The sequence below is a fragment of the Pseudomonas campi genome (assembly GCF_013200955.2).
Classification (GTDB): Bacteria; Pseudomonadota; Gammaproteobacteria; order Pseudomonadales; family Pseudomonadaceae; genus Aquipseudomonas; species Aquipseudomonas campi.
The window spans coordinates 1,950,895-1,977,722 of sequence record NZ_CP053697.2 but is presented as its reverse complement, the minus strand read 5'-3'; the positions used below and the strand labels follow the sequence as shown (position 1 = coordinate 1,977,722).

General features: G+C 61.6%; 25 protein-coding genes. All 25 read right to left on the bottom strand.

The genetic code is table 11. The features are described 5' to 3' along the window. Positions 1-12 precede the first annotated feature (12 nt). The gene (locus tag HNE05_RS09130; protein WP_173205941.1) at positions 13-1,707 is read right to left on the bottom strand and encodes a fused response regulator/phosphatase; all 1,695 of its coding nucleotides are present in this window, start codon (positions 1,705-1,707) and stop codon (positions 13-15) included. Between the two features lie 6 nt (positions 1,708-1,713). Then, positions 1,714-2,019: an STAS domain-containing protein gene (locus HNE05_RS09125; protein ID WP_173205939.1), complete on the bottom strand. Its 306-nt coding sequence runs from the start codon at positions 2,017-2,019 to the stop codon at positions 1,714-1,716. A 74-nt stretch (positions 2,020-2,093) separates the two neighbouring features. After that, positions 2,094-2,543: a flagellar export protein FliJ gene (gene fliJ / locus HNE05_RS09120; RefSeq protein WP_173205937.1), complete on the bottom strand. Its 450-nt coding sequence runs from the start codon at positions 2,541-2,543 to the stop codon at positions 2,094-2,096. Positions 2,544-2,546: 3 nt separating this feature from the next. After that, positions 2,547-3,905 carry a flagellar protein export ATPase FliI gene (gene fliI, locus HNE05_RS09115; protein WP_173205935.1) on the bottom strand — a complete coding sequence of 453 codons (1,359 nt, stop codon included), beginning with the start codon at positions 3,903-3,905 and terminating at the stop codon, positions 2,547-2,549. Next, on the bottom strand, positions 3,895-4,671 hold the full coding sequence (fliH, locus tag HNE05_RS09110) for a flagellar assembly protein FliH (protein ID WP_173205933.1): 777 nt from the start codon (positions 4,669-4,671) through the stop codon (positions 3,895-3,897). The genes fliI and fliH overlap by 11 nt, the downstream gene beginning before the upstream one ends. Positions 4,672-4,686: 15 nt before the next feature. After that, positions 4,687-5,706, bottom strand: coding sequence for a flagellar motor switch protein FliG (fliG, locus tag HNE05_RS09105; RefSeq protein ID WP_173205931.1), 1,020 nt, complete (start codon positions 5,704-5,706; stop codon positions 4,687-4,689). Next, positions 5,699-7,381, bottom strand: a complete 1,683-nt coding sequence (gene fliF / locus HNE05_RS09100) for a flagellar basal-body MS-ring/collar protein FliF (protein WP_420827005.1) — start codon at positions 7,379-7,381, stop codon at positions 5,699-5,701. The genes fliG and fliF overlap by 8 nt, the downstream gene beginning before the upstream one ends. Positions 7,382-7,500: 119 nt before the next feature. Then, the gene (gene fliE / locus HNE05_RS09095) at positions 7,501-7,833 is read right to left on the bottom strand and encodes a flagellar hook-basal body complex protein FliE (RefSeq protein ID WP_173205926.1); all 333 of its coding nucleotides are present in this window, start codon (positions 7,831-7,833) and stop codon (positions 7,501-7,503) included. 166 nt (positions 7,834-7,999) lie between these two features. Next, positions 8,000-9,409, bottom strand: coding sequence for a sigma-54-dependent response regulator transcription factor FleR (gene fleR / locus HNE05_RS09090; RefSeq protein WP_173205922.1), 1,410 nt, complete (start codon positions 9,407-9,409; stop codon positions 8,000-8,002). Between the two features lie 4 nt (positions 9,410-9,413). After that, positions 9,414-10,628 carry a sensor histidine kinase gene (locus HNE05_RS09085; RefSeq protein WP_173205919.1) on the bottom strand — a complete coding sequence of 405 codons (1,215 nt, stop codon included), beginning with the start codon at positions 10,626-10,628 and terminating at the stop codon, positions 9,414-9,416. 159 nt (positions 10,629-10,787) lie between these two features. After that, entirely contained in the window at positions 10,788-12,263 is a 1,476-nt protein-coding gene (locus HNE05_RS09080) for a sigma-54 dependent transcriptional regulator (RefSeq protein ID WP_173205915.1), read from the bottom strand. A 192-nt stretch (positions 12,264-12,455) separates the two neighbouring features. Continuing rightward, positions 12,456-12,752, bottom strand: coding sequence for a flagellar protein FliT (locus HNE05_RS09075; protein ID WP_173205912.1), 297 nt, complete (start codon positions 12,750-12,752; stop codon positions 12,456-12,458). A gap of 27 nt (positions 12,753-12,779) precedes the next feature. Further along, on the bottom strand, positions 12,780-13,160 hold the full coding sequence (gene fliS, locus HNE05_RS09070; RefSeq protein WP_173205908.1) for a flagellar export chaperone FliS: 381 nt from the start codon (positions 13,158-13,160) through the stop codon (positions 12,780-12,782). Positions 13,161-13,258: 98 nt separating this feature from the next. Continuing rightward, complete coding sequence (fliS, locus tag HNE05_RS09065) at positions 13,259-13,654, bottom strand: flagellar export chaperone FliS (RefSeq protein WP_173205905.1); 396 nt, start codon at positions 13,652-13,654, stop codon at positions 13,259-13,261. Between the two features lie 3 nt (positions 13,655-13,657). Next, positions 13,658-15,409 carry a flagellar filament capping protein FliD gene (gene fliD / locus HNE05_RS09060; protein WP_173205902.1) on the bottom strand — a complete coding sequence of 584 codons (1,752 nt, stop codon included), beginning with the start codon at positions 15,407-15,409 and terminating at the stop codon, positions 13,658-13,660. 76 nt (positions 15,410-15,485) lie between these two features. Beyond that, positions 15,486-15,863: a flagellar protein FlaG gene (locus tag HNE05_RS09055; protein WP_173205898.1), complete on the bottom strand. Its 378-nt coding sequence runs from the start codon at positions 15,861-15,863 to the stop codon at positions 15,486-15,488. A 72-nt stretch (positions 15,864-15,935) separates the two neighbouring features. Next, positions 15,936-17,546, bottom strand: a complete 1,611-nt coding sequence (locus HNE05_RS20560; RefSeq protein WP_173205895.1) for a flagellin — start codon at positions 17,544-17,546, stop codon at positions 15,936-15,938. A 274-nt stretch (positions 17,547-17,820) separates the two neighbouring features. After that, positions 17,821-18,585: a cephalosporin hydroxylase family protein gene (locus HNE05_RS09045; RefSeq protein WP_173205892.1), complete on the bottom strand. Its 765-nt coding sequence runs from the start codon at positions 18,583-18,585 to the stop codon at positions 17,821-17,823. A 20-nt stretch (positions 18,586-18,605) separates the two neighbouring features. After that, positions 18,606-19,499: an NAD-dependent epimerase/dehydratase family protein gene (locus tag HNE05_RS09040; RefSeq protein WP_173205889.1), complete on the bottom strand. Its 894-nt coding sequence runs from the start codon at positions 19,497-19,499 to the stop codon at positions 18,606-18,608. 29 nt (positions 19,500-19,528) lie between these two features. Then, positions 19,529-20,275, bottom strand: coding sequence for a TylF/MycF/NovP-related O-methyltransferase (locus HNE05_RS09035; protein WP_173205886.1), 747 nt, complete (start codon positions 20,273-20,275; stop codon positions 19,529-19,531). 10 nt (positions 20,276-20,285) lie between these two features. Beyond that, positions 20,286-21,533 (bottom strand): class I SAM-dependent methyltransferase, encoded by a 1,248-nt coding sequence (locus HNE05_RS09030; protein ID WP_173205883.1) that lies wholly within the window; start codon positions 21,531-21,533, stop codon positions 20,286-20,288. Then, the gene (locus HNE05_RS09025; protein ID WP_173205880.1) at positions 21,530-22,090 is read right to left on the bottom strand and encodes a dTDP-4-dehydrorhamnose 3,5-epimerase family protein; all 561 of its coding nucleotides are present in this window, start codon (positions 22,088-22,090) and stop codon (positions 21,530-21,532) included. The genes HNE05_RS09030 and HNE05_RS09025 overlap by 4 nt, the downstream gene beginning before the upstream one ends. Beyond that, a complete protein-coding gene (rfbG, locus tag HNE05_RS09020) occupies positions 22,087-23,169 on the bottom strand; it encodes a CDP-glucose 4,6-dehydratase (RefSeq protein ID WP_173205877.1) in 1,083 nt (360 codons plus the stop codon). Before rfbG ends, HNE05_RS09025 begins: the two co-directional genes overlap by 4 nt. Then, positions 23,151-23,924, bottom strand: coding sequence for a glucose-1-phosphate cytidylyltransferase (gene rfbF, locus HNE05_RS09015; protein ID WP_173205874.1), 774 nt, complete (start codon positions 23,922-23,924; stop codon positions 23,151-23,153). Before rfbF ends, rfbG begins: the two co-directional genes overlap by 19 nt. After that, on the bottom strand, positions 23,924-26,743 hold the full coding sequence (locus HNE05_RS09010; RefSeq protein ID WP_173205871.1) for an O-linked N-acetylglucosamine transferase family protein: 2,820 nt from the start codon (positions 26,741-26,743) through the stop codon (positions 23,924-23,926). The genes rfbF and HNE05_RS09010 overlap by 1 nt, the downstream gene beginning before the upstream one ends. Between the last annotated feature and the right edge of the window lie 85 nt (positions 26,744-26,828).

Genomic DNA, 26,828 nt, shown 5'->3' with positions numbered 1-26,828 from the left:
CACGAGCGGCGATTATGCCTGAGCCGACCAGCAGAACTCCACGCTTACCCCGCGACCGTCCGCCGACCACTCGCAATGCTGGGTCAGTTGGCGCACCAGGCGCAAACCCCGACCACTGAGCCCGGCGCTCAGCTGCGTGCAATCCAGCGCACCGGCGACATCGAAGCCACAGCCACTGTCTTCGACCCGCACCCGCAAACGCCCGCCATCGGCCTGCGGCACGAGCTCCAGATGAAAGCGCACATAGCCGTCCTCCAGTGCGGCCAGGCGCGTGGCGCGCTGCTGGTAGTACCGGGCAAAGCCCTCTGCATTGCACTTGAGCGCCGAGTCCAGGCCCAGCACACCATGTTCGAGGGCATTCGAGTACAGCTCGGCCAGCACCGTATACAGCGCCCCGCCCTGGGCGCGCAGGCCCTGCACTTCGAGCAGCAGCTGCAACAGGAAAGGCAGCGGGTTGAAGCGCTTGAGGGTTTGCGCGCGGAACTCGAAACTGGCCGACCAATCCAGCGGGCTGCTCAGGCCGCTATCGGAGAACGCCAACGCTGGCCGAGTCAACCCGACCTCCTCGATCAGGCTGAGTTCGATCATGCTCACATCGTCCTGAGCCTCACCCCGGAACGCCGTCAGCGCCAGCTGGATCTCGTCGAACAGGCGCTCGGCAGGATGCTGCCCCTCGAAAACCGCCTGCAGGCGCTCCTCGCCGAACAGTTGCCCGTCCCTGTCGCAGGTTTCCAGTACCCCATCGGAGAACAGGAACAGCCGATCGCCCAAGGCCAGCGGATGCACCTCGTAGTGGTCATTGAAACTGGCAGACTCCAGCACCCCCAGCGGCAGGTGGCGCGAGACCAGGGCGGTGCGCTCGCCAGTAGCCGTGTGGTACAGATAGCCATCGGGCAAGCCACCGTTCCACACTTCCACCACCCGGCGCTGGAAGCTCAGGTTGAGCAGGGTCGCGCAGCAGAACACGCCCACCGGCAGGATGCGTTTGAGCTTGGCATTCATCTCGCGAAGGATTTCCGCCATGGAAAATCCCTTGGCGGTCATGCCGTAGAACACTTCGGCCAGGGGCATCGCACCGATGGCCGCCGGCAAGCCATGGCCGGTGAAATCGCCGAGCAGCACATGCATGCCACCCGAAGGTTTGAAGGCTGCCAGCAGCAGATCCCCGTTGAACAGGGCAAAGGGCGACTGCAGGTAGCGGATGTTTGGCGCATTCAGGCAGCCCGAATGCGCCACCTTGTCGAATACCGCCTTGGCCACCCGCTGCTCGGTGAGCAGGTGCTCGTTGTGCTTGGCGATCAGGTCGCGCTGACGCATGACCGTATCCTGCAAACGGCGCAGGCGATCCATGGCGCGGATCTTGGCTTCCAGAATGACCCGGTTGTAGGGTTTGGCGAGGAAGTCGTCGCCCGCCTCCAGACAGCGCACCAGCGCTTCGCTCTCGGTCAGCGAGGTGAGGAAGATGATCGGCACCAGTGACTCGCCGGCGCATGCCTTGATCCGCCGCGCCGCCTCGAAACCATCCATCACCGGCATCAGCGCATCCATCAGCACCAGCTGCGGACGCTCCTGCTCGAACAGCATGACCGCCTCCAGACCATTGCTGGCGGTCAGCGCGCGATGCCCCTGACGGTTGACGATGGTGGACAGCAGCATGCGATCCGCAGCGTTGTCCTCGGCAATCAGAATGGACAAACGCGTCGGCATGCGGGCTCAGCCGATCTGGAACAGCTGTTCGAAGTTGGAAATCGACAGAATCTTGCGCACGTCCGGATTGCAGTTGACCAGGCTGATGCGCGCATGGTCGCCACCGGCATGGTCACGCAGCAGCAGGAGCATGCCCAGCGCCGAACTGTCGAGGTAAGTGGCGGCCTTGAGATCCACCACATAGCGCTTGGGAGTCAGATTCACGCGCTCGTAGGCGTCGCGGAACTCCTGGTGCGCCGAAAAATCGAAGCGCCCCTGAATCTGAATGGTCAGTTCCTGTCCGTCATTCGAGGGCAGTGCGCTGATGCTCATGAAGCACTCCTTGTTATTTGTATGTGCTGTGCTGCGACAGATTTAGCACCGGCTGTCACAGCGAGCAACCGCGATCATCGTTGATCACGCATAGGCAGGCGTTGGGCCAGCTCGTCGAGCAGTTTCTGCTCGCGCTTGTCTTCAGCCAGGCGCGCCTCATCGAGGTAACGTTGCACCAGCTTGCGTAGGCCTTCCAAACGAGCATAGCGCTGTTGCCAGATGCTGCGCGCCTTGGCCAGATTTTCGCGGTGCCAGTTGACGCTCTGATGCTGCTGACCAATGGCGGTTTCCAGTTGCGAGAGGAAGCGCTGGTAGTTCATCAGCCACTGCCCGGACACGCCCTGGCGGCCTTCGGTGATCCATTGCTGCTGGTAGTCGCCACGGTAGCGTTCGAGTTCGCCGAGTTGCGCCTCGGCCTTGCCCAACAGGCCCTGGCAATGGCCCAACTGACGGGCGGCCTCGCGCTCGGCCCGCTCGGCCATCTCAACCACCGGCGCCAGGCGCGCGGCACGACTATTGGCCATTTATCAGGCCTGCGCCGTGGGATTGAAGACCTGGCTCAACTGCATGGCGCTGGCGTCGAGCCCTTCGCTCTCGTGCAGGCCCTGACGCAGATAGCGCGCCATGGCCGGTTGGCGCGCGATGGCCAGATCGGTATCGGCATCACCGCCCGGCACATAGGCGCCGACGCTGATCAGGTCGCGACTTTGCTGATAACGCGACCACAGCTGCTTGAAACGCTGGGCCTGGCGCATGTGTTCCGGACTCACCACCTGCGGCATGACCCGACTGATCGAGGCTTCGATATCAATGGCCGGGTAATGCCCCTCCTCGGCCAACCGACGTGACAGCACGAAGTGACCGTCGAGCACGCCACGGGCGGCGTCGGCAATCGGGTCCTGTTGGTCATCACCCTCGGAAAGCACGGTGTAGAACGCGGTAATCGAACCGCCGCCGGCTTCGGCATTGCCGGCACGCTCCACCAGTTTGGGCAGGCGGGCGAAGACCGAGGGCGGATAGCCCTTGGTCGCCGGCGGCTCGCCGATGGCCAGGGCGATTTCGCGCTGGGCCTGGGCGAAGCGGGTCAATGAGTCCATCAGCAGCAGGACGTTCTTGCCCTTGTCGCGGAAATATTCGGCGATCCGCGTGCAGTACATGGCGGCGCGCAGACGCATCAATGGCGCGTCGTCGGCGGGCGAAGCGACCACCACCGAGCGCTTGATGCCCTCCTCGCCGAGAATCTCGTCGATGAATTCCTTGACCTCGCGACCGCGTTCGCCGATCAGACCAACGACGATGATGTCGGCCTCGGTGAAGCGGGTCATCATGCCCAACAGCACCGACTTACCCACACCGGTACCAGCAAACAGGCCCAGACGCTGGCCGCGGCCGACGGTGAGCAGGCCATTGATCGAGCGGATGCCGACATCCAGCGGCTCGCTGATCGGGTGGCGATTAAGCGGGTTGATCGCCGGGCCGTCCATCGGCACCCAGTCCTCGGCCTTCATCCCGCCCTTGCCATCCAGGGCGCGCCCGGCGCCATCGAGCACGCGGCCGAGCATCGACATGCCCATCGGCAGGCGCCCAGCATCCGGCAGCGGCACCACCCGTGCGCCCGGGGCAATCCCCGCCAGGCTGCCGACCGGCATCAGGAAGATCTTGCCGGCAGAGAAGCCCATCACCTCGGCCTCCACCTGCACCGGGTGGTAACTGTCGTCGTTGATCACCAGGCAGCGGCTGCCCAACGCCGCACGCAGGCCTTCGGCCTCCAGGGTGAGACCAACCATGCGCAGCAGCCGCCCCTCGACCACCGGCTGGCTCGGCAGCTCGACGGCCTCGCTGTAGCCAGCCAGACGCTTGGCGAAGCTGATCCGCTCAAGGCGCATCGGCTATGTCCAGGTCCACATGGATATCCGCCTCGGGCGGGCTGGTCACTTGCGTGCGCTGCTGCTCGAAGAGCTGCTTGAGCGCCAGCGCCATACGCGTCTCGATACTGGCGTCGATGCGGCTGTGCTCGCTCTCCACCCGGCAACCGCCAGGCAGCAGGGATTCGTCCTCGACAATCCGCCAGTTTTCTTCATGGCGCTCGCGCAGGGCTTTGACCAGCTCGAAATCCTGCGGATGAATATGAATGCGAATATTACTGGCGCCCATCGGCAGCAGAACCAGGGCCTCGCGCAGCACGCTGCGAATCTGACTGGAGTCGGTCGTCAGCTCGCGCTGGATCACCTGGCGGGTCATCTGGCTGACCAGGTTGATCAAGGCCTGCTCCAGCTCCTGATCCTGGTTGGCGATCGGCTCCAGCAACTGGCTCATCAGCTGCTCCAGGCTCTTGACCTTGAGCGCCAGGGCTGCCTCGCCCTCTTGCTTGGCCTTGAGCTGGCCGGCGTGGAAGCCGTCCTTCTCGCCCGTGGAAAAACCTTCGTTATAGGCATCCTGGCGGATCGCCTCGACCTCATCGAGCGTCAGCGGTTTGACTTCCTCGATGGCGACTTCTTCCATCTGCGGCTGTGACTCCGGCTCGGCAACCGGTTCAGGCTCCGGCTCGGCCGGCACTTCCACGGCGGGATCGAAGCTGGGCAAGGCCCAGCGATCGAAACCGCCGACATCCTTGGCGCGAATCAGCTCGCTGGGGGCTTCCTTGGGGGCCATGCCGGTATCCGCCGCTTAGATCATCGCTTCGCCGCCCGCGCCGCCGAGAACGATCTCGCCAGACTCGGCCATGCGACGGGCAATGGTGAGGATTTCCTTCTGCGCGGTCTCGACGTCGCTGACGCGAACCGGCCCCTTGGCGTCCAGGTCGTCGCGCAGCAGCTCGGCTGCACGCTTGGACATGTTCTTGAAGACTTTTTCCTTGATCGCCTCGTCGGCGCCCTTGAGCGCCAGCACCAACACATCGGACGACACCTCGCGCAGCAGCGCCTGGATGCCCTTGTCGTCGACATCGGCGAGGTTGTCGAAGACGAACATCAGGTCTTCGATCTGGGTCGACAGGTCTTCGTCGACTTCGCGGATCGAATCCATCAGCTGGCCTTCGATCGAGCTGTCGAGGAAGTTCATGATATCCGCCGCCCGCTTGACCCCACCTAGGTTGGCGCGGGTGGTGTTGGAGCTGCCGGAGAACTGCTTCTCGAGGATCAGGTTGAGTTCCTTGAGCGCCGCCGGCTGTACGGTATTCAGCGAGGACACGCGCAGGACGATGTCCAGGCGCACCTTGTGGTCGAAGTGGCCAAGCACTTCGCCGGCCTGATCCGGGTCGAGGTAGGCCACCACAATGGCCTGGATCTGCGGGTGTTCGTAACGGATCACGTCGGCCACCGCGCGCGGTTCCATCCACTTCAGGCTGTCCAGACCACTGGTGCTGCCGCCGAGGAGGATACGGTCGATCAGGTTGCCGGCCTTGTCCTCGCCCAGGGCGGCGGTGAGCATCTTGCGGATATAGGCATCGGAGCCCACCCCCAGACTGGTCTGGTCGCCGACGATGTCGACGAACTCGCCCATCACTTGCTCGACCTGCTCGCGCTGGACATTGCGCATACCGGCCATGGCCACGCCGACCCGCTGTACTTCCTTCGGTCCGAGGTGACGCAGCACCTGCGCGGCATCGGTTTCACCGAGGGACAGCAGAAGAATGGCGGCTTTCTCGACCTTGCTCAGTTTGGTGAGGCGGACGTTTTCGTTACTCATCGGCGTTGATCCACTCTTTCACGACCTGGGCAACGCGGCCCGGATCTTCTGCCACCAGACTCTTGATGGCGTTCAATTGTGCATCATACCCCTCGGAGGGGCTCGGCAGCAGGATGCTCTGCGGACCACCGAGGCTGACGCGGTCGGCCGACAGTTCACCGTCCAGCCCGCCCATGTCGCCCAGATCGACATCGCCATCGGCACCAGACCCGCCTTTGTTCGGGTTGGCGATGTTCTTCATCACCGGGCGCAGGACGAACCAGACCAGGATGAAGATCAGCAGCGCGGGCACCAGCTGTCTCAGCCCACCCATGGCCATCAGGAACAGCTCGTTCTGGTACCAGGGCAGCTCGACGATATCGGCCAGGTCGGTGGTGAACGACGTGTTGATCACGCTGACACTGTCACCACGGCTGGCATCGAAACCCACGGCATCCTGTACCAGGCGGGTAAAGCGCGCCAGTTCCTCGGCACTCCAGGGCGCACGCGTGGTTTCCCCGGTTTCGCCGTTGATCTTGACCTGATCGTCGAGCACCACCGCCACCGACAGGCGCTTGAGGCGACCCTGCTGCTGCTTGGTGTGACTGATCGAACGGTCCAGCTCGAAGTTGCGGGTGGACTGCTCGCGCTTGTCCGCCGGATAAGGTGCCAGCATCGGCAGGCCGGTCGCCGGATCCATGACCTGTTGACCATTGGCATCCAGCAGTGGCTGGCCCGAGGCTATCGGACCGGGCGGCGCCGGCGCCGCTGCGGCCTGCTCCGGCGCGGCGGCGGCGCCCGGCGGCTGATTGCTCAGGGCACCCGGCACGCCTTGCGGCGGCAGGCTGCTGGAGCGCTGTTCGTTGACCTGCTGCTCGCTGCGCAGGGCCGGTTGGTCCGGGTTGAACATTTCCGAGGTCGATTCGACCGCGCTGAAATCGACATCCGCCGACACTTCCGCCTTGTAGCGCCCCGTACCCAGCACCGGCTGCAGGATGTTGTGCACGCGCTGGGTGAACAGGCTTTCCATGCGCCGGCTGTAGTCGAACTGCTTGCCGGCCATGGTCAGCTCGGACATTTCCTGCTGATCGGAGAGCAGGTTGCCTTTCTGGTCGACCACGGTGATCTGCGATTTGCTCAACTCCGGCACGCTGGTGGCGACCAGGTTGACGATGGCCATGACCTGGCTCGGTTCCAGGGTACGCCCCGGGTACAGCTCGACCAGCACCGAGGCGCTCGGCTTGCGCTCATCGCGCACAAACACCGAACTCTTCGGAATGGCCAGGTGCACGCGGGCACCTTTGACATTGTTCAGGCTGGAGACGGTGCGCGCCAGTTCGCCTTCCAGGCCGCGACGGTAACGCGTGGCCTCCATGAACTGGCTGGTACCCAGGCCCTGCTCCTGATCGAGGATCTCGAAGCCGATGTTGCCATCGCTCGGCGCTACGCCGGCACCGGCCAGCTTCAGCTGCGCGCGGCCATAGTCTTCGGACTTGACCAGCAGCGCGCCGGAGTTCGGCTCGATGGTGTAGGCGATATCGGCAGCGGCGAGGGTCTCGATGACCTGGTTGGTGTCCATCCCCGCCAAGCTGCTGAAGAGCGGCCGATAATCCGGCTGTTGCGACCAGAGCACCACGGCGAAACCGATCGCCACGCTGGCGGCCAGGCCGACCAACAGACCGATCTGCCGCAGCATCGACATGTCGGAGAGGTTTTCCAGGAACGACAAACCGAGCAAGGGTTTCTTCGGTTCTGCCGCCGTGGTGGCGGGCATATTTACAGCGACTGCTTCAGCCATGACTCAATTCCGCTCTGTTAAACCGGCATCTGCATGATGTCTTGGTAAGCCTGGACCAGTTTGTTGCGCACCTGGGTCATGGCCTGGAAGGAAACGCTGGCCTTCTGCGAGGCGATCATCACGTCGGTGATGTCGACGCCGCCCTGGCCCATCTCGAAGGCAGTGGCCAATTGGTTCGAGGCCTGCTGGGTTTCGCTCACCTTGCCCACCGCCTGACCGAGCATTTCCGAGAAACTCGGCGCACCCGGCTCCGGCGCGCTAATGGCAGGCGGCTTCTGCTTGGCCATGGCCTCCATCTGCATGGAGCGCATTTCCAACATCAGGCGATTGAACTCGACACCTTGACTCATGATCGTTCTCCGGCGGCCGCGGTTTTTTGACGCTGCGCGGCTCTGTAGAGAGGTATCTGCAACAAGGGTGCCAAAAAGAAAGGCCCGCACGGGGCGGGCCAAAGAGGGGTCTAGCGTGAAGCGTTCAGCCAGAGAACTTGCTGACTACTTAAGGGGCTATAGGCTCCTAACTGGCGAACAGATAGGCCTCGACATCCATGCCGGCATCACGCATCTGCGCGAGCTTGTAACGCAGGGTGCGCGGACTGATGCCCAGGCGCTCGGCAGCCTCCTTGCGGCGGCCACGCTCGGAGCGCAGGGTATCGATGATCATCTGGAACTCACGGCGACGCAGGTCGTCCCCCAGGGCGCCGGATGCCTCTGCCGGCGACTCCTGCTCCAGTGGGGCCGGACTGTTGATCACCAAACTGAGCGGTGGCGCAGTCATGGGCAGCGGCGCCATGCCGATGGGTGCCGTCAGACACAGGTCATGGGGCTGGATCAACCCGCCCTGCTGCAGGATCAGCGCACGCTGAATGGCGTTATCCAGTTCGCGCACATTACCCGGCCAGGGGTGGGCAATCAGGCAGGCACGCGCCTGCGGGGAAAGCTGCACGGCGCCATGATTCATTTTTTTGACGTGCTTGGCCAACAGGCGCTCGGCCAGCGGCAGAATATCGGCGGTACGCTCGCGCAGGGCCCGCCAGGCCAGCGGAAATACCGACAGGCGATAGTAAAGGTCTTCACGGAAACGCCCGGCGGCGACCTCGCCAGCCAGATCCCGGTTGGTGGTGGCCAGCACGCGGATATCCAGGTTGATCGGCTTTCGCGCCCCTACCCGCTCCACCTCGCGCTCCTGCAGAACGCGCAGGAGTTTGGCCTGCAGCGCCATGGGCATCTCGGAAATTTCATCGAGCAGGATGGTGCCACCTTCGGCCAGCTCGAACTTACCCGGCTGAGCGGCGATGGCGCCGGTGAACGCGCCCTTTTCGTGACCGAACAGCGTGGCCTCCAGCATGTTGTCCGGAATCGCCGCACAGTTGATGGCGATGAACGGCTTGCCGGCCCGTGGCGACTGCTGGTGGATGTAGCGCGCCAGCACCTCCTTGCCGGTGCCGGACTCGCCGGAGATCAGCACGGTCGAATCGCTGCGCGCCACCCGCGCGGCCAGTTCCAGCAGTTGCAGGCTGGCCGGCTCGCAGGCAATCGGGCCATCGCAGTCACTGGCACTGAGGCGGCCAAGCGCGTGACGAGCGACCAGATCCAGCAGGGCCTTGGGTTCGAAGGGCTTGACCAGGTAATCCGCGGCGCCCTGGCGGATCGCATCCACCGCGCGCTCCACGGCGCCATAAGCGGTCATCAGCAGCACCGGCAGTTGCGGGTAACGGCTACGGATCAGGCCGAGCAACTGGTGGCCATCCATGCCCGGCATATTGACGTCGCTGACCACCAGGCTGAAGGCCTCCTCGGTCAGCGCTATGAGCGCCTCTTCGGCGCACGCCACGGCGCGCAGATCATGGCCGCCGAGCAGCAGGGTGTCGGCCAGTGCCTCGCGCAACGCGCGGTCGTCTTCGACCAGCAGAATTTTGGCAGTCATGGCGTTACTCCTGAGAAACCAGATGCGCTGCGGGCAGCAGCGGCAGAACGAGGGTGGCACAGGTGCCACGCCCCACCCGCGAGCGCAGTTGCAGCTCGCCCTGGTGGGCACGTGCCACCGCCTGAACCACGGCCAGGCCGAGGCCCGTGCCGGTGGTCTTGGTGGTGAAGAAAGGTTCGCCGAGGCGCGCCAGGGTCGTCGGATCGATGCCCTCGCCGTTGTCGCTGACACACAGGCGCAAGGTGTTGCCACGGGCGTACAGGTGGATCTTCAAACGCGCCTCGCGGCCGGCCGCCTGGATCGAGTTCTGGATCAGATTGAGCACCGTGCCGACCAGGGTGTCGCGGTTACACAGCAACTCGCCGGCGCGGGCATCGCATTGCCAGCGCACACTCATGTCCTGCACATGCACTTCGGCGGCGGCGCGCAGGGCATCGAAAAATACCGACGGCGCGATACGGTTGGGTAAAGGCAACTCGCCGCGGGCAAACACCAGCATGTCGCGCACCTGGTGTTCCAACTCATGCAGACGCTCCTTGAGACGCCCGGCGAAGCGCTGCTGCTGCTCCAGAGATAAGGCCTGCTCGGTCAGATGGCTGGCATACAGCAGCGCCGCGGAAAGCGGCGTACGAATCTGATGAGCCAGCGACGCGACCATGCGCCCGAGGGCCGAGAGGCGCTCATGACGGGAGAGTTGATCCTGCAGGCGACGGGTTTCCGTCAGGTCGGTGAGCAACACCAGCTGCCCCGGCTCGCCATGCAACGAGCGGGTGGCAATGGATAGCCGGCGGCCATCCTTGAGGGAAATCTCATGGCCATCATCTTCACGCGGGGCAAAACTGCGGCTGATGACTTCACGCCAGAGCATGCCAACCAGTGGCTTCACGAGCAGAGTGCGCGCCACCGGATTGGCCTCGCGGACCACGCCCTGGCCGTCGATGACGATCACCCCACCGGGGAGCAGATCGAGCAGGCTTTGCAGGCGATGAGCCAGTCGCTCCTTCTCCGCCAGCTCCTGCATGCGCTGGGCGCTGACCAGAGCCAGCTGGCCCTTGAGCTCGGTAACCCGCGCTTCAAGCATGCTGTAGGAGGCCGTGAGCTGCGTCGACATCTGGTTGAACAGCTCGAACGCCTGCTCCAGGCTGGCGCGACTGGCCTGTTCAACCGGCGCGGCAGCAGCGGCTTGAGGATTCGGGGATGGTTGGGCAGCTTGGCTCATGTTCTTCTCTCGCTTGGCAAACCGTCAGAAGACGGTCAGTCAGAAGAGTCATAGCAATCGCCGTGCCTAAAAAAATATCGTTTATTTTCAAATACTTGAAAAATAAAGCCGGAGGCTGCGTCAAAGCTCCGGCTTTATTGGCTGGGTGAAGCGGACTTGTCAGTCCTCTTCCCCACCCTCCTCGTCCCGGCGACTCATGCCGTACTTGCGCATCTTCTCCACCAGCGTGGTACGGCGGATACGCAGACGCTCGGCAGCCCGTGCGACGACGCCACCGGCGTCATCCAGGGCCTGCTGGATCAGCCCCTGCTCGAGGTTACCCAGGTAGTCCTTGAGGTCGAGGCCTTCCGGCGGCAGCATCGCCGCCGTGGATACGCCAGGCAGTCCCGCACCAATGGCAGCACGCTCCTCGAACTCCTCGCGAAGACTGGTCGCCAGCTGTTCGTCTTCGTCATCGACATGGCGGAATTTCTTCGGCAGTTCGCCGACGCCGATCACCCCATAGGGATGCATGATCGCCATGCGCTCGACCAGGTTGGCCAGCTCACGGACGTTACCCGGCCAATCGTGGCGGCACAGCGACATGATCGAGGCCGAGTTGAAACGAATCGAGCCGCGCTTTTCGAACTCCATGCGCGAGATCAGCTCGTTCATTAGCAACGGGATGTCTTCCACCCGCTCGCGCAGTGGCGCCATCTCGATGGGGAATACGTTGAGGCGATAGTAGAGGTCCTCGCGGAAGGTGCCCTCTTCGATCATTTTTTCCAGATCTTTGTGGGTGGCAGCGATGATGCGCACATCGGCACTTTGCGTCTTGTTACTGCCGACGCGCTCGAAGGTACGTTCCTGCAGCACCCGCAGCAGCTTGACCTGCATAGGCAGCGGCATGTCGCCGATCTCGTCGAGGAACAGGGTGCCGCCATTGGCCAGTTCGAAACGCCCGGCGCGGCTGGTGATGGCACCGGTGAACGCGCCCTTCTCATGGCCGAACAGTTCGCTTTCCAGCAGTTCGGCGGGAATCGCCCCGCAATTGACCGGCACGAACGGCGCTTCGCGGCGCTTGGAGTGGTAGTGCAGATTGCGCGCGACCACTTCCTTGCCGGTGCCGGACTCGCCGAGGAGGAGCACGCTGGCTTCGGTATCGGCCACCTGCTGCATCATCTGCCGCACCTGATGGATGGCACGACTGGTGCCCACCAGGCTACGAAACAGATTGGGCTCGCGCTGCCGGCCGCGCTCGCGCGCCTGGTCGTACATCTCGCGATAGACCTGGGCGCGGTGCAGGGAATCGAGCAGCTTGTTGTAGCTGGCCGGCATCTCCAGGCTGGCCAGCACACGCCGACGCAGATCCTCCGACCAGTCGGCCGGGGCGGCTTCGCCAATCAGCAGCAGCGGCAGGTTCTCGTCCCAGGCCGTCAACTGCTTGAGCAGCTCCAGGGCACTGCCCTTGACCTGCACGTCGCCCAGCAGCACGCAGAGCACAGTGCGGCTGGAATCCAGCGGCGCTACCGCTTCACGCCATGTGGCGCTAGCGCAGGAAAAGTGCTCTTCGCCGAGAAAATTGAGGATCACCGCCAGATCACGGCGGCGCTCGCTGTTGTCGTCAATCAGCAGGATCTTGGTTTCACGCCACATCTTATTAGGGTCTGACTCGCGAGCTGAAAATGAAGTTGCTCACTAAAGTCGTGGGCAACACCGGCAATTGGCCACTAGTAAAGTCAAAAATCAGGCATGAGTCAATTTTATGACGTGAATTTTCTGCTTTTTAGCGATAAAAATTCGCTGCGCGGGGAGAAAGAATGAAAAAAGCCCGCAGAGCGGGCTGGATCAGGTGAACAGCTGGTAAACCTTGGCGCCTTGCTGTGACTGGTTGAGCTGCACCAGTTCGCCTGCCAGACGACGCTGCTCGCTCTGACACATCATCACCAGTTCGCGATAGAGGTCGAGCAACTCTTGCATGCGCTCGCGCAGCACACCTTCATCGTGCACCGCCTCGACCATGGCCTCGTCAACCGCTTGCCGGCATTGCGCATCAAGCTCACCGATAGCGGTCCAATCCTGGCGAGCCAATGCGTCACGCAAGGCACTGCCGGTAGCTTCGAGACGCTGCACAGATGAACTCATGAGATTTCCCCTCGGTTACGGAAAGCCTTAGTGGCTGATGGCATCCCAACCGGATTTCACATTACGCAGCAGCCCCGCCACTTCATCGACCAAGGCCACATCATTGTTCAGGTTAGCCTCGATCAGACGAGAAACCATGTATTCGTAGAGCCGATCGAGGTTGGCAGCGACTTCGCCACCCTGCTGCAGATCCAGCCCTTCACGTAGGCCGCCGATGATACCAATAGCCTTGCTGATCAGCTCGCCCTTGATTGCCACCTGACCATGCTGCATGGCACCACGCGCCTGTGCCAGACGCGACATGCCACCTTCCATCAACATCTGGATCAGTCGGTGCGGACTGGCATCGCCAACCTGCGCTTGGGTATTGACGGTTTGATACTGCTTGAGGGCCGCCATCGCGTTCATGATCTCTCCACTGAACATTGCCTGGATACATCAAATGTATCGGCAACACGGTGGACAGCTTTAACGCTAAAGACGCAGGAAAGGACGAAAAACGCAAATTATCCCGCGGTCGCCGCAGGCTCTACCTCGGGGCCGATAGCATCCCAAGCGGTCTTGATCTGGGTCAGCAGCGCATGCACTTCATCGAGGCTGCGCGGGGTGCTATCCAGTGCCACGCCGGCCAGCTGGCGCGTCATGTAATCGTAGAGCGCATCGAGGTTCTCGGCGATTTCGCCGCCCAGATCCTTGTCCAGACCCGCCTGCAATACCCCGAGGATGGTGATGGTGCTGCCTACCGCCAGGCCACGAATCTCGGTATCACCTTCCGCCTGGGCATGGCGCGCCAGACGAACACGCTCAAGGGCGCCATCGAGCAGCATCTGCACGGTGCGGTAAGGCGATACTTCCTGGCTGGTTTTGACCTGTTTGTAGGTATCGATGGGTTTCTTGCTCATCTATCAATCCTTTTTCACGAAGCCTGGCAGGCTCGCCAGTTGACTGGTCAGACTCTCGCTGGTCTTTTTCAAGCGCGCAACCAGACTGTCCATCGCGGAGTACTGCGCCACCAGACGCGCCTGAACTTTCTCGATGCGCATATCCAGCGCTTCGCGCTGATCATCGATATTGGACAGGGTGCTGGAAAGCGACTTGGTGCGCTGATCGAGCACCCCATCGCTCTTCAGATAATGGCTGACATTGCTCTCAAGCCGCGTCATCAAACCATTGCTGCCACTGAAGTACTCGGCCACCCCTTCGAAGTTGTTATCCAGGGCAGCACTCAGCGTCGTGTCATCGATCTTCAGCGTACCGTCCTTCTGCGTGGTGATGCCCAGTTCAGCCAGGGCCCGAGCACCATCAGGACCGGTCATCTTAACCAGCTCGCCACGGATTCCAGACATCAAGCCACGTACCGTGACATCACCCACCAACGGCCCAGTTACGGGATTTCCGTCGGTTACCGGTACCACGGCGCTCAGCTGCCCCACCGTGCTGATAAGGCTGTTATAGGCATCGACAAACTTCTGCACATTGCTTTTCACCGTGCCCTTGTCGACACCGACCGTGATATCGACGGTCTTGCCGGCCAGAAGATCGGCACTGCTTTGGGCACTGACCAGATTGAGGGTCAGACCATCGATCGCCGTGGTCACCGTGTTGCTATCACTGGTGACCTGCAGGCCGTCGACGTAAAGAATGGCGGACTGCGCCCTGCTGATTACCCCGCCTGCTCCGGTGGTGGAATCGGGCCCGGTGCTAGTCGCCGTGGCGCCAACAGCAGGATTAAGAGCGGTCAGCGCATTGGTGCCCGTCCCCCCCGTGGAGGTGGCCGCAACCGTAAGATCGTCACCATTGGTTGAGCTCAGCACCAGGCGAGCGCCCGAACTGTCGGTCTCGATGACAGCCGAAATGCCCTGCGGATTACCATTGATGTTGATCATGTCGCGAACGTCTTCGAGCGTGAAGCCATCAGCGATGCTCACGTTCAGATTGACGCCACCGGAACTGATTGCAATATCACCGGCCTGGAAAGTGGCGGTGCTACCACCGGCAATGTTGCCCAGTTCCAGGTTGACGGTGGGCTGGAACGCCTGAGTGGTCAGGGCCACAGTACCCGTAGTGACGCCATCCTCGGTAACCGCTACCTGAATATCGTTGCCCTCGCCGGTCTTGCTGGAGCTGAGCACCAGGCGCGAACCCGAGGCATCGGTGACGATGGTGGCACTGATCCCGGCACTCTTGCCTTCTTCGTTGATGCTGTCGCGAAGGCCGCTGAGGGTATTGTTGCCTGCCGTGACATCGACTTCGATACTGGACGAGCCGGCCGAGATGGTCATCTTGCCGCTATTGAAGGTGGTGCCTGAGGTGCTGGACACAGACTGCAAGGCAACCTTGCTACTGGACGCGAGCTGCTGCACCTGCATGCTGTACTTGCCGGCATCTGCCGAGGCGGCAGCTTTGGCGGTGAGCACGCTGCTACTGCTGGATGAGGCCGTACGCGTCTCGAAGACAGACGCCTTGCTCAGGCCCTGGATGGCTGTCTGCAGGCCGCTCAGCGAGCCCTTCAGGGTGCCAAGCGCAGAGAAGCGCGAGGTGGTGACCTTTTCCAGTCGATCCAGTTGCAGGGTCTTCGGAGCTTTCTCCGCGTTCACCAGCGCTGTCACGATGCTATCGATATCGATACCCGATCCGATACCCAGAATTCCAGCCATGTTACACCTCGCCAAAAATATGACTACAAACGCCTCGTGAGCGTTTAATAGTCAAAAGCCATGCCAAAACTTGACGTCAGGCTTCGGCCTTGAACAGCAGACTGCGAACCTCTTCCAGGCTCTCTGCCAACTGCAGAGCCTCTTCCGAGGGAATCTGGCGGATGATGTCGCCGGAGGTGGCGTCGGTAACTTTTACCACCACCCGCCCGGAACCATCTTCCAGGGAAAAATTGATATTGCGGCGCGCCGATTGCACGAACTCTTGAATGGTTGAAACAGCAGTTTCAACCTGTTCGCGCGAGATGCTAGCGGTTTCGCCTGGTGCTGCTTGGGCCGCTCGCTCTTCGCCGGCCGGCTCAGCACCTACTACCTGCTTGCGCGCAGCGTCCACGGAGGCGGAACGCCCTGTGGTAAGCGCCGGATTCAGCGAATTCTTGATTGAGCCAACGTCCATAAATTTCTCCTCACAATGAGGGAACGGGGAGAAGAGCTGTGCCCTTCTCCCCGCAGTCTAGCGCGTTTACCCTTACTGCAGCAGGCTGAGCACAGCCTGCGGCAGCTGGTTGGCCTGGGCCAGGATTGCGGTACCGGCCTGCTGCAGGATCTGGTTTTTAGTCAGTTCCGAAGTTTCCGCAGCGTAGTCAGTGTCGCGAATCCGGCTACGAGCAGCCGAGGCGTTCTCAGAGATGTTCTGCAGGTTCGAGATGGTGTTCTCGAAGCGGTTCTGCACAGCACCCAGTTGAGCACGCTGGCTGTCGATGTTGGAGATCGCCGCGCTGACGATACCCAAGGCATTCTGCGCGCCGATGGCAGTGCCAATGTCGATTTCATCGACCGACTCCAGGGTGCTGAACACGCTAGCTGCCTGAATGGTGGTATCGATGGTGTCGAAGTTCTCAACCTCGAAGGAGTCCGCCGACTCGAAGCGCACCTGACCTACGGCCACGGCGCCATCAGCACCGGTACCGGCCAGCGCCTGCGCTGCACCTACCGTATCACTGGCATCTTCGGTATCGGCAACCCCATTGTCGCCATTGAAAGCCATGCTTTGCAGCTCAGCCGTCACGGCCGCTCCAGCTGCATCACTAGCGGTATATCCATCGATGACAATATTGTCACCGCGCTCACTGACCATTTCCAGGGCGCCGCTGTTGGTCACCCGGGCACTGATGCCGGTACGACCGGTTTCCTTGTTGATCGCATCCGCCACACCGGACAGATCTTTCCAGTCGGTCATGGCCACGGAAATCGCCACACCATCATCTTCCTCGGCGTTATTCGAGCCGTAAAGGGTGAAGCTGATATTGCCTTCGACATCGGTATTGGTGAAGCCACCACCGTCTGAATCCTGCTGCAGGCGCACTACGGTACGCGCGGCGGAAGTCACACCGGTAGATCCAGATGCACCATTCACGGCATTGGACAGTTCACGCGCCGAGCTGCCATCTGCCAGAGAAATCGAAGCGGTACCCAGTTTACCTTTGATGGTCAGACCGTCGGTACTGGCCGGAGAAGAGGCATAGCCGATATCGGTAGAGGTCAGATCGGCGAAACCAGTAATCTGGCTAGCGGCAAGACCACTCTGGGCATCAGTGTCACTGGCGACGCTGCTGTTGAAGCGGCTGGCACCGATACGCGAGGCAGAAGCTGCACCGACGGAAACGCTGATGGTTTCGAAAGCGTTGGCGCCGACCTGGAAGCTCTGCGAACCGAAGGTACCGTCGAGGATCTTGCGACCACCGAAGGTAGTGGTTTCGGCGATGCGGTCCAGTTCCTGTTGCAGCTGAGACACTTCACCCTGGAGGGCTGCACGTTCAGTTGCGCCGTTGGAACCGTTGGCCGATTGCAGGGCCAGGTCACGCATACGTTGCAGAATGCCGGTGGACTGCTGCAGGGCGCCTTCAGCGGTCTGCGACAGGGAGATACCGTCGTTGGCGTTGCGAGTCGCAACGTTCAGGCCATTGATCTGGCTGGTCAGACGGTTGGAAATCTGCAGACCAGCAGCGTCGTCTTTGGCGCTGTTGATACGGAAGCCGGTGGACAGGCGCTGAAGCGAAGTGTCCAGGCCTTTGGCAGAAGTGTTGAGGTTACGCTGAGTGTTCAGCGACGCTACGTTGGTGTTGACTGTCAGGGCCATGGTATTTGCCTCCAAAGGACCGTACTAACTGGGTTTGCCTGAGCTTGCGAGCTTTGGGCCTGCTTTGCTCAGACGCCCCATAAAGTTCGCATTCGATCTTTGTATCGGCGCTACCCGGCGCAACTTTAGGTGGCTTTAGCGAGGAAAAACCAATTTTTTTCTTTCAGTCAAAACAACGATTTAGAAAATTTAACCAGCGAAAAGCGGGGTTTCAATGGAAGTTTGACGCGCCACAGCAGGCTAACTGCAGTGGCGCATCGCCACTTTCTATCATTTAGACCCGTTTCAACCAGGCATCCGGCCAGTGGGTGATGTTCTTGCTCAGCGTGCTTTCATTGAACGGCCAGGCCGGCTGCTCGATGACGAACTGCGGATTGGCCGCCGCGAAATCGATAGCCGCGTTGGACGGGTTGTCAGTGCCCCAGTCCTTGCCGGCACGGGGTACATCCTTGACTTCCTTCATCACCCCATCGGTAGAGACAATATAGGAGCCCTTGGTCACCAGCGGCGAATACAGACGCAGCTCTTCGGCCACATGGGCATAGGTGTGATTCGAGTCAAGGATGACCAGCACGGTCTCACCGGGTTTGATCAGCGACTTGACCTGCGCCACCACGTCATCGGCAACCGAGCTGCCTTCGATCAGCGTCAGGTAGCTGAACAGCTCATGCTCCTCGATAGCCTTGCGGTTGTGCGGGCGGATCTCGATGTCAATGCCGATCACCCGGCCCTTGCCCATGGCCTGGAACAGGCTGGCGTAATAGATCAGGGAGCCGCCGTGGGCCACACCGGTCTCGACTATCACGTCCGGTTTGACCTTATAGATCACCTCCTGCATGCGGATCATGTCTTCCGGCAGCTGGATTACCGGGCGACCCATCCAGGAGAAGGTATAGGGGTATTTCTGGTTCCAGCCGAGGTTGACCCATTGCTGGGACAGTAGCTCGAAGGCCTCGTCGGTGTAGAGCTCCAGCTCGCGAACCACTCCGTTCTCGTTCAGGGTCAGTTTTTTGTTATCGGTATCGACTGTCAGTTTCACGTCCTGCTCCTTTCTGAGTATTAAATCTGCCCACGCCACCAGGCCAGGGCATCATTCAAACCACTGTGTAGATCGAATCGCGGCTGCCAGCCGGTCGCCAACAGGCGCTGGTTGTCGGCGATCAGCAACGGGGGGTCGTTGGCCGCTACAGGCACAACCCCAAATTGCAGCAGGTGTTCGGCATCCAATTGCCTAGCCAGGTACTCGATGACCTCACGCAGGCGTGTCGGCTGTCCGCTGCCGATATTAAATGCGCCCCGGGCATCGACACGCAGCAACTGGACCAACGCTGCGGCCACATCCGCCACATGCAGCAGATCACGCAGTTGCTCGCCATGGGAGCAACGCGCCGACTCGCCTTTGAGTAGCGCACCGATTACCGCAGGCACCAAACGCGCCGGCGCTTCATACGGCCCATAGGCATGGAAGATCCGCGCCCAGGCCACTGGTATGTCATGCAACTCGCCGAACAACTCGGCCAACTCGCGGGTAGCATTCTTGCTACGCCCGTAGGGAGTTGCTGGCTTGATCGGCGTTTGGTATTCACGGCAAACACCCTCACCAGACCAGTCGTATTCCGCGCAGCTGCCTACCAGTACAGCCTGTTCGCCACCATGGTGCTGGAAGGCTTCCAGCAACTCCACGGTGGCCCGCACCCAGCTCAGATTTTCCGGCGAGGTCCAGTACCCACCCGGCTTGGCACACCAAGCCAGATGCAACAAACACTGCGGCCTTACCGTTTTGCACAAAGACTCAGCAGCCCCAGGCAACAACAAGTTCACGGCATGATGGGCTGTTTTTTCATTGTCTGCCGCGTAGGTATGACTTTGACTATAAACGGCATGCACCTCCCAGCCAGCGTCACGCAATTGACTGAGCACATGGCGGCCAATAAAACCACCGGCTCCCGTCACCAGAACACGCCTGCGAGCACTAGACATGTTCAGAGCTTAACCAGCAGGCCTTGACCGGTAGGCAACTCTAAAATGCGCTCATAATGACGCTGACTGAGCCATGCATCTTCAGCATGTTGCTGAGCCCCGTACCACAACCAGCCATAGTCATCGAAAACTATCATGCCGCCGGGCACCAGACGTTCATAAAGCTGATCGAGAACCGCTACTTCTGCGTCGGCATTATTCATATCGATATGCATGAATGCGATTTTTTCCGGCATACCCTTCACAAAGGAATCAGGCACAAGGCCTTGCACCACCTTGACTCGCGGATAATCGCGTAAGCGCTCGCAGACCTGCGTATAAAGCTGATCGCTGTGACTCGACAAAGCATGATGTTTCATATCGGGCGTGTGGTAGAAAACATCGTACAAATAGTAATCACGTGCCAGGTCATTGAAGCCCAGGTAATCACAGAGCACCTTGACAGTGAAGCCCTTATAAACACCCGCCTCAACAAAATCACCCTCTAGCCTGCTGCATTGTCGAGCCGCCCAGCACAAGGTGTGCAAGCGCCAGATAAGGGACTCCTCCTGCAAGTCAGGGTTGTTATCCTTAATCGCGGAGATGAATTTATCATCCCGCAAAAAACCCATATTTTTATTCCACGTTATAAGGTTATCACCGGCAAAAATACCATCCGACTGCAAGGTATTAAGCGCATGCGAGACGCCATCGACGAAACGCTCTTTATCGCCGACACCGTAAAACAGATCCGTAATGTAATTAGCCATGCTTCCCTCCTTAAAACTCAGCGCTGTACTGCACATCAAGCTCGCGCAACTTGGGTACAGCCACCACGAAGCGGCCACCCCATGAGCTGATTGCAGCCTGCTGTTCCCTCACCTCGGCCAGCAGGTTCCACGGCAGCACCAGCACATAGTCCGGCTTCTCAGCCGCAATGCGCGCCGGCTCGACGATTGGAATGCGGCTACCAGGCAGAAACTTGCCCTGCTTGTGCGGGTTGGCATCGGCCACCCAGGCCAGCAAGTCGCCACGCACGCCAGCGTAGTTGAGCAAGGTGTTGCCCTTGGCTGCGGCGCCGTAGCCCACCACTTTCTTGCCATCGGCCTTGGCCTGCAGCAGGAAGCGCAACAGCTCGTGCTTGATGCGTTCGGCGGCTGGCGCCAGGCTGGCGTAAAACTCTGCGGTACGCACCCCACTCGCCTCTTCCTGCGCCAGCAGCGCTGCGACCGCTGGGGCAACAGACCGGCCACCACTTACCCGTTGCACGAAGACGCGCAACGAGCCGCCGTGAGTCGGCAACTCCTCGACATCGAAGATGGCCAGGCCATTGCGCACGCAGAGGTTCTGCACGGCGGTCAGCGACAGGTAGGAATAATGCTCATGGTAAAGCGTGTCGAACTGGTCCTCGGCCATCAGCCGCAGCAGATGGGGGAACTCGAAAGTAGCCACGCCATCAGCCTTGAGCAGGGTGGCGAAGCCCTTGAGGAAATCGTTGATGTCCGGCACATGGGCCAGCACGTTGTTGGCCGCCATCAGGTCGGCGCTCCAGCCATCCGCAACCAAGCCCGCAGCCACCGCCTCACCGAAGAACAGCTCGCGGATCTCCAGGCCCTTCTCACGCGCCGCCTTGGCCGTGCTGGCCGTGGGTTCAATGCCCAGGCAGGCGATGCCGCGCTGCGCTACGTATTGCAGGAGGTAGCCATCGTTGGCGGCAATTTCCACCACCCGACTATGCGCCGTCAGCCCGAAACGCTCGACCATCTGCGCCACGTAGCGCTCGGCATGCTTGAGCCAGCTGCTGGAGAAGGAACTGAAATAGGCGTAGTCAGCATCGAACAGGCTATCGGCTGCGCGATAGTCCTCGGTCTGCACCAGCCAGCAGCCATCGCACACCAGCACCCGCAGCGGCACCCATTGCTCGGCCTGGTTCAGCTGTTCGCTACTGACATAGGCGTTCGACGGCGGCGCGGTGCCCAGGTCGATCAACGGCAGGTGCAGGTGTGCACCACAGCCTCGGCAGTTCATAGACGTACTCCTTGGAAATCTTCGCCCAGCAAGGGGTGACCGGCATCGCGCGCCGACAGGCCCAGCACCGGCAACGGCCAGTCGATAGCCAGGCGCGGATCACTGACAGACAAGCCCCCCTCAAAACCCGGGGTGTAATCGGCACTGTGCAGGTAGAGCAGTTCGGCATCCTCGCTGAGAGCTTGGAAGCCATGGGCGAATCCGGCGGGCAGCAGCAAGCTGCGACCATCGCCCGCCTCCAGGCGCTCGGCGTGCCAGCAGAGAAAAGTCGGCGAACCCTGGCGCACATCCACCGCCACATCCCACACCGCCCCGCGCAGGCAGGTAATCAGCTTGCTTTCGGTATGCGGCGGATACTGGAAATGCAGCCCGCGCACTGTGCCGCGTTGAGCGGTGCGCGAATGGTTGATCTGACGGATATGCAGCGGCTGACCGAAAGCCTGCAGGCTGCCTTCGCAGAACAAACGGGCGAAACGCCCGCGCTCGTCCTCATGCACCTTGTGCTGCAGACTGAACAGCCCGGCCAGCGGTAGCTCGCGCAGGTGCAAATCGCTCATGCCGCCCCCCAGTAGCCGGCCAGCTGCGCCAGGCTCACCGCGCGCATATCTTCGCCGCGCTGCCAGGCCTGGTGCCAGTCGAGGGTCTGCTGCAGGCAGTCATCCAGCGACCAGCGTGGCTGCCAGCCGAGCAACTGGCGGGCCCGGCTGCTGTCCAGGCGCAGCAGGCCGGCCTCGTGCAGTTCACTCTGCTCAATATTCAGGCCCGGCGCCTGCGGCCAGCGCGCCGCCATGCGCCCGACCACGTCGCCGACATTGCAGGTATCGGCATCGGCCGGGCCGAAGTTCCACGCACCGGCCACGGCCGGGCCCTGCTCATACAGGCCCTGGGCCAATTGCAGATAGCCCGTAAGCGGCTCCAGGGCATGCTGCCAGGGGCGCACGGCCTGGGGGTAACGCAGGGTCACCGGCTCGCCACGCGACCACGCAGCCAGCACATCCGGCACCAGGCGATCAGCAGCGAAATCACCGCCACCCAGCACATTGCCGGCCCGCGCGGTAGCCATGGCCAGGCCGTGCTCGGCATAGCGCGCCACAGGGAAATAGGAGGCAGCAAAAGATTTCGCCACCAGCTCGCAACAGGCCTTGCTGCTGCTGTAGGGATCATGGCCGCCCAGGGGTTCGTTTTCCCGATAAGGCCAGGCCCACTCGTGGTTGGCGTAGACCTTGTCGGTGGTGACCACCACACAAGCCCGCACACCACCGACCTGGCGCATGGCTTCGAGCAGATGCAGGGTGCCCATCACGTTGCTGGCGTAGGTACCCAGCGGATCACGGTAACCCTCGCGCACCAGGGGCTGCGCCGCCAGGTGCAGGATGATCTCGGGGCGCACTTCGGCCATCACGCGCTGCAATTCGGCAAGATCGCGCAGGTCGCCGATATGGCTGTCGATGCCCTCGCCGACCCGCGCCAGTTCGAACAGGCTCGGCTGGGTCGATGGCGCCAGGGCGAAACCACTGACCTTGGCACCCCAGTTCTGCAACCAGAGCGCCAGCCAGCCACCCTTGAAGCCGGTATGACCGGTCAGCAGAACACGCTTGCCCTGCCAGAAGGCCTGGTTCAGCTCCACTGCTTCCACGGCGCCTCCCCGCTCTGCCACAGCTGCTCGAGGTAGTTTTTGTCGCGCAGGGTATCCATCGGGTGCCAGAAGCCTTCGTGCTGATAGGCCATCAGCTGCCCCTCGCTGGCCAACCGGTCCAGCGGCTCGGCTTCCCAGGTGCTCGTGTCCTTGTCGATATAGGGCAGCACCTTGGGCGACAGGACGAAGAAGCCGCCATTGATCCAGCCACCATCGCCACGCGGTTTCTCGACGAAACCGGTGACCTGGTCACCTTCGCGGGCCAAGGCGCCGTAACGCCCCGGCGGCTGCACCGCGGTAACGGTGGCGAATTTGCCATGCTCTTTGTGGAAGGCCACCAGGGCACTGATATTGAGGTCGGAAACGCCATCGCCATAGGTGAAACAGAACGCCTCATCCTCCTCCAGGAAACGCCCGACGCGGCGCAGACGTCCACCGGTCATGGTTTCCTCACCGGTGTCTACCAGGGTCACCCGCCAGGGCTCGCTGTAGTTCTGGTGCACTTCCATCTGGTTGCTGCGCATGTCGAAGGTGACATCCGAGGTATGCAGGAAGTAGTTGGCGAAGAAATCCTTGATTGCATAACCCTTGTAGCCCAGGCAGATGACGAAGTCCTGGATACCGTGGGCCGAGTACTGCTTCATGATGTGCCAGAGAATCGGCTTGCCGCCGATCTCGATCATCGGCTTGGGCTTGAGGTGCGATTCCTCGCTGATCCGCGTGCCGAGGCCACCGGCCAGAATCACCGCTTTCATTATTGTTCTCCTTGTTCGCAATAGCGTTGCCACATCTGCCGGTAGGTTTCCTCCATCCGCCGGGTGAAGTCCACCGCATCGCAGAGTTTAGAGGCCAGCATTTCATCACGCAGACCGGCGCGGATCTTCGCCAGCGCCGGCACATCGTTGGCCAGCGCCACCAGTTTGTCGAGGTACTCCTGTACCGTATCGGCAATCCATTCGTCACGCCCCATACCGTGCAGAATCAGCGCGCCGACCCGGCCCATGGACGGACGATCACGCAGGCTGACCACCGGCAAGCCCATGTACAGGCTTTCATACAGCGTGGTGCCGGAGTTGTGCGGGAAGCAGTCCAGGGCGATATCCATCTGCGCCAACGCCTCAGTGGCAGGCGAGGTATAGCCGATTAGTAGGCGCTCGGCAGCAATGCCTTGCTCGGCAAACAGGGCAAAGTAATGCTCACGCAGGCTTTCATCGCTGAAGGCGTTGCTGTCGAGCAGCAAGCGCGAGTTCGGCACGCGCTTGAGCAACGCCGACCAGACCTCGATGACCTTATAGTTCAGGCGCACCGGGCGGGTCAGACTGCCGAAGGTGATATAGCCGTTGCTCAGCGCCGGTAACGCGCTGATCTCGACCTGCATGCGCTCCGGCGGCACATAGGCCACGGCTGGCGCGGGCATGCGCCAGAGGCTTTCGGCGAAGGATGATTCGCAGCCGACTGGCAGCATCTGCTCGTCGGCGAGGAAGTAGTCCACCTGCTCCAGGCCCGTGCCGAAGGCGAATCCCATCCACCAGCTGATCTGTACCGGCGCCGGCTTCAGGGCGAACACCTGCAGGCGACTGTTGCCGGTATGCCCGGCTAGATCGACAAGGATATCGATGCCATCTTCACGAATGCGTTCGGCGATTGCCTTGTCACTCAACCCGACGCAATGGCGCCAATGGTCGACATGGCCGATGAAGCGCTCGGTCATCGCATCCTCGCGGCGCACCAGCGAGTAGGCAAACACCTCGACCTGCTCGTGATCGTGGTGGCTGAGCAGCGGCTCAATGAATATCGCGCAGACGTGGTGACGGAAATCCGGCGACACATAGCCGATGCGCAGGCGGCGCTTCTCTGTACGCGGATTGTCGTAGTGGAAATACTGCCGGGCCGGATAGCGATCGGTAACCTCGCGGTAGAGCTGGTACACCTGCTCACCGCTCCAGTCCGGATGGTAGTTGGCAAAGAACAGCAGATTGGTGCGCGCCCCCGGCAAGTCGAGCACCTGGCGCAACAGGGCAATGGCACGGTCGAGGTTGCCAAAATGCGACTCGACACCCGCCAGGTTGATCAATACCGGCTCATAGCCCGGCATCAGCTCCTGGGTCTTGCGATAGGCAACCAGGGCTTCCTTCAGGCGCTTGTCGGCGCTGAGGATGTTGCCCAGGTTGTTCCACAGGCTGGGGTCACCGGGATTGAGCTCCAGCGCCACGTGCATGACTTTCTCGGCTTCCTCCAGCGCGCGCCAGTCCAGGTAGGTATTGGCCAGGTTGTTCCAGGCCAGGGCCTGCAGCGGCGAAATGGCCAGGGCGCGCATGAAGCAGCCCTCCGACTCATGCTGACGACCGACCGACTGGTACACCCCGCCGAGCATGTTCCAGCCCGCCTGGTAATCAGGCTTGAGTTGCAGACCGCGCATCAGGTATTCCAGCGCCTTGTGCGGGTTCTGTTCCTGCTGATAGGACTGGCCCATCCAGCAAAGGGCTTCATGATGGGACGGAGCCAGCTGCAGGGCCCGCTCCAGGTATTCACGCCCGTTTTGGAACTGCTGCATCATCACCGCCGACATGCCGCGATGGCACCAGGCATCCGCATTATCGGGGCAACGTTCGGTCCATTCGCCCATAGTCGCCAGGTCATCGTCGAGACGCATGGACTTGCGCAGGAAGTTGCTCAAGCGCTGCCAGGCCAAGGTGCAATCCGGGTTGTGCTGCAACAGCTCGCGCAAAGTCTTTTCGGACTGTGCAGGTGAACCTTGGCGGGAATGCACGGCGGCCAGTACCAGGCTGGCCCGCCACTGCCGTGGGTCGGCAGACAGGGTGGCCTCGGCCAATCGTTTCGCCTTCGCCACATCATGATCGAGTTCGAGATCGGCCAGCGCCGCGCGCAGCTCCAGATCATCCGGCCACTCGCGATACGCCGCCTTGACCAGCGGGTAAGCCGGCTCGCGCTGGCTCAACTGGTAGCGGGCCAGGGCCGTGGCTCGGCGAATCTGCGGCGATGTACCGCGCAACTCTTCACCCAAGGACACCACCTGCTGCCACTCCTGCGCGGCAAACGCCTGCTCGAAGCGCTGCAGAATCAGGGTTTGCGAGCTTTTCTCCAGGCAGCATTTCTTGTATTTCAGGCCGCTACCACAGGGACAGGGATCATTGCGCCCCGGCTGATTCGCCGGCAGTTGTTCGAGGATATTCAGGCGTTCCTGCAGCTGCGCAATCAGCGCCAGCGCTTCGTTCGCCCCGGCATGCTCGGGCTGCAGTTTAAGGACCTGATTGAAGGCGGTAACAGCAGCCGGCCAGTCCTGCGCCTGCAGGCAAGCCTGGCCGAGCTTCATCGCATGCTCGGGATTGTCGGGCTCGAGATCAACCAGATGGTCAAACGCTCGCAAAGCCGTGACAGGGTCGCGACTGGCCAGCGCCGCCTCGCCCAGCAGCGCCCAGGAGGGGGCGTCTTCCGGCACATACTGCAGCACCTCGCGGCAACTGTTGCGCGTGCGGGTGTAGTCACCCTCGTCAAAGCCCAGGCGCGCCTGCCCGCGGAAGAACTCAACCAGCCACTCGGTATCAACTGCCATGCCTGCTTCCGTCAATTTTTCAGCATCGTCTGAGCAAGTTAGCAATTAATACGCCAGAAGAAACGGAAAAAGCGCTGAACCGGTC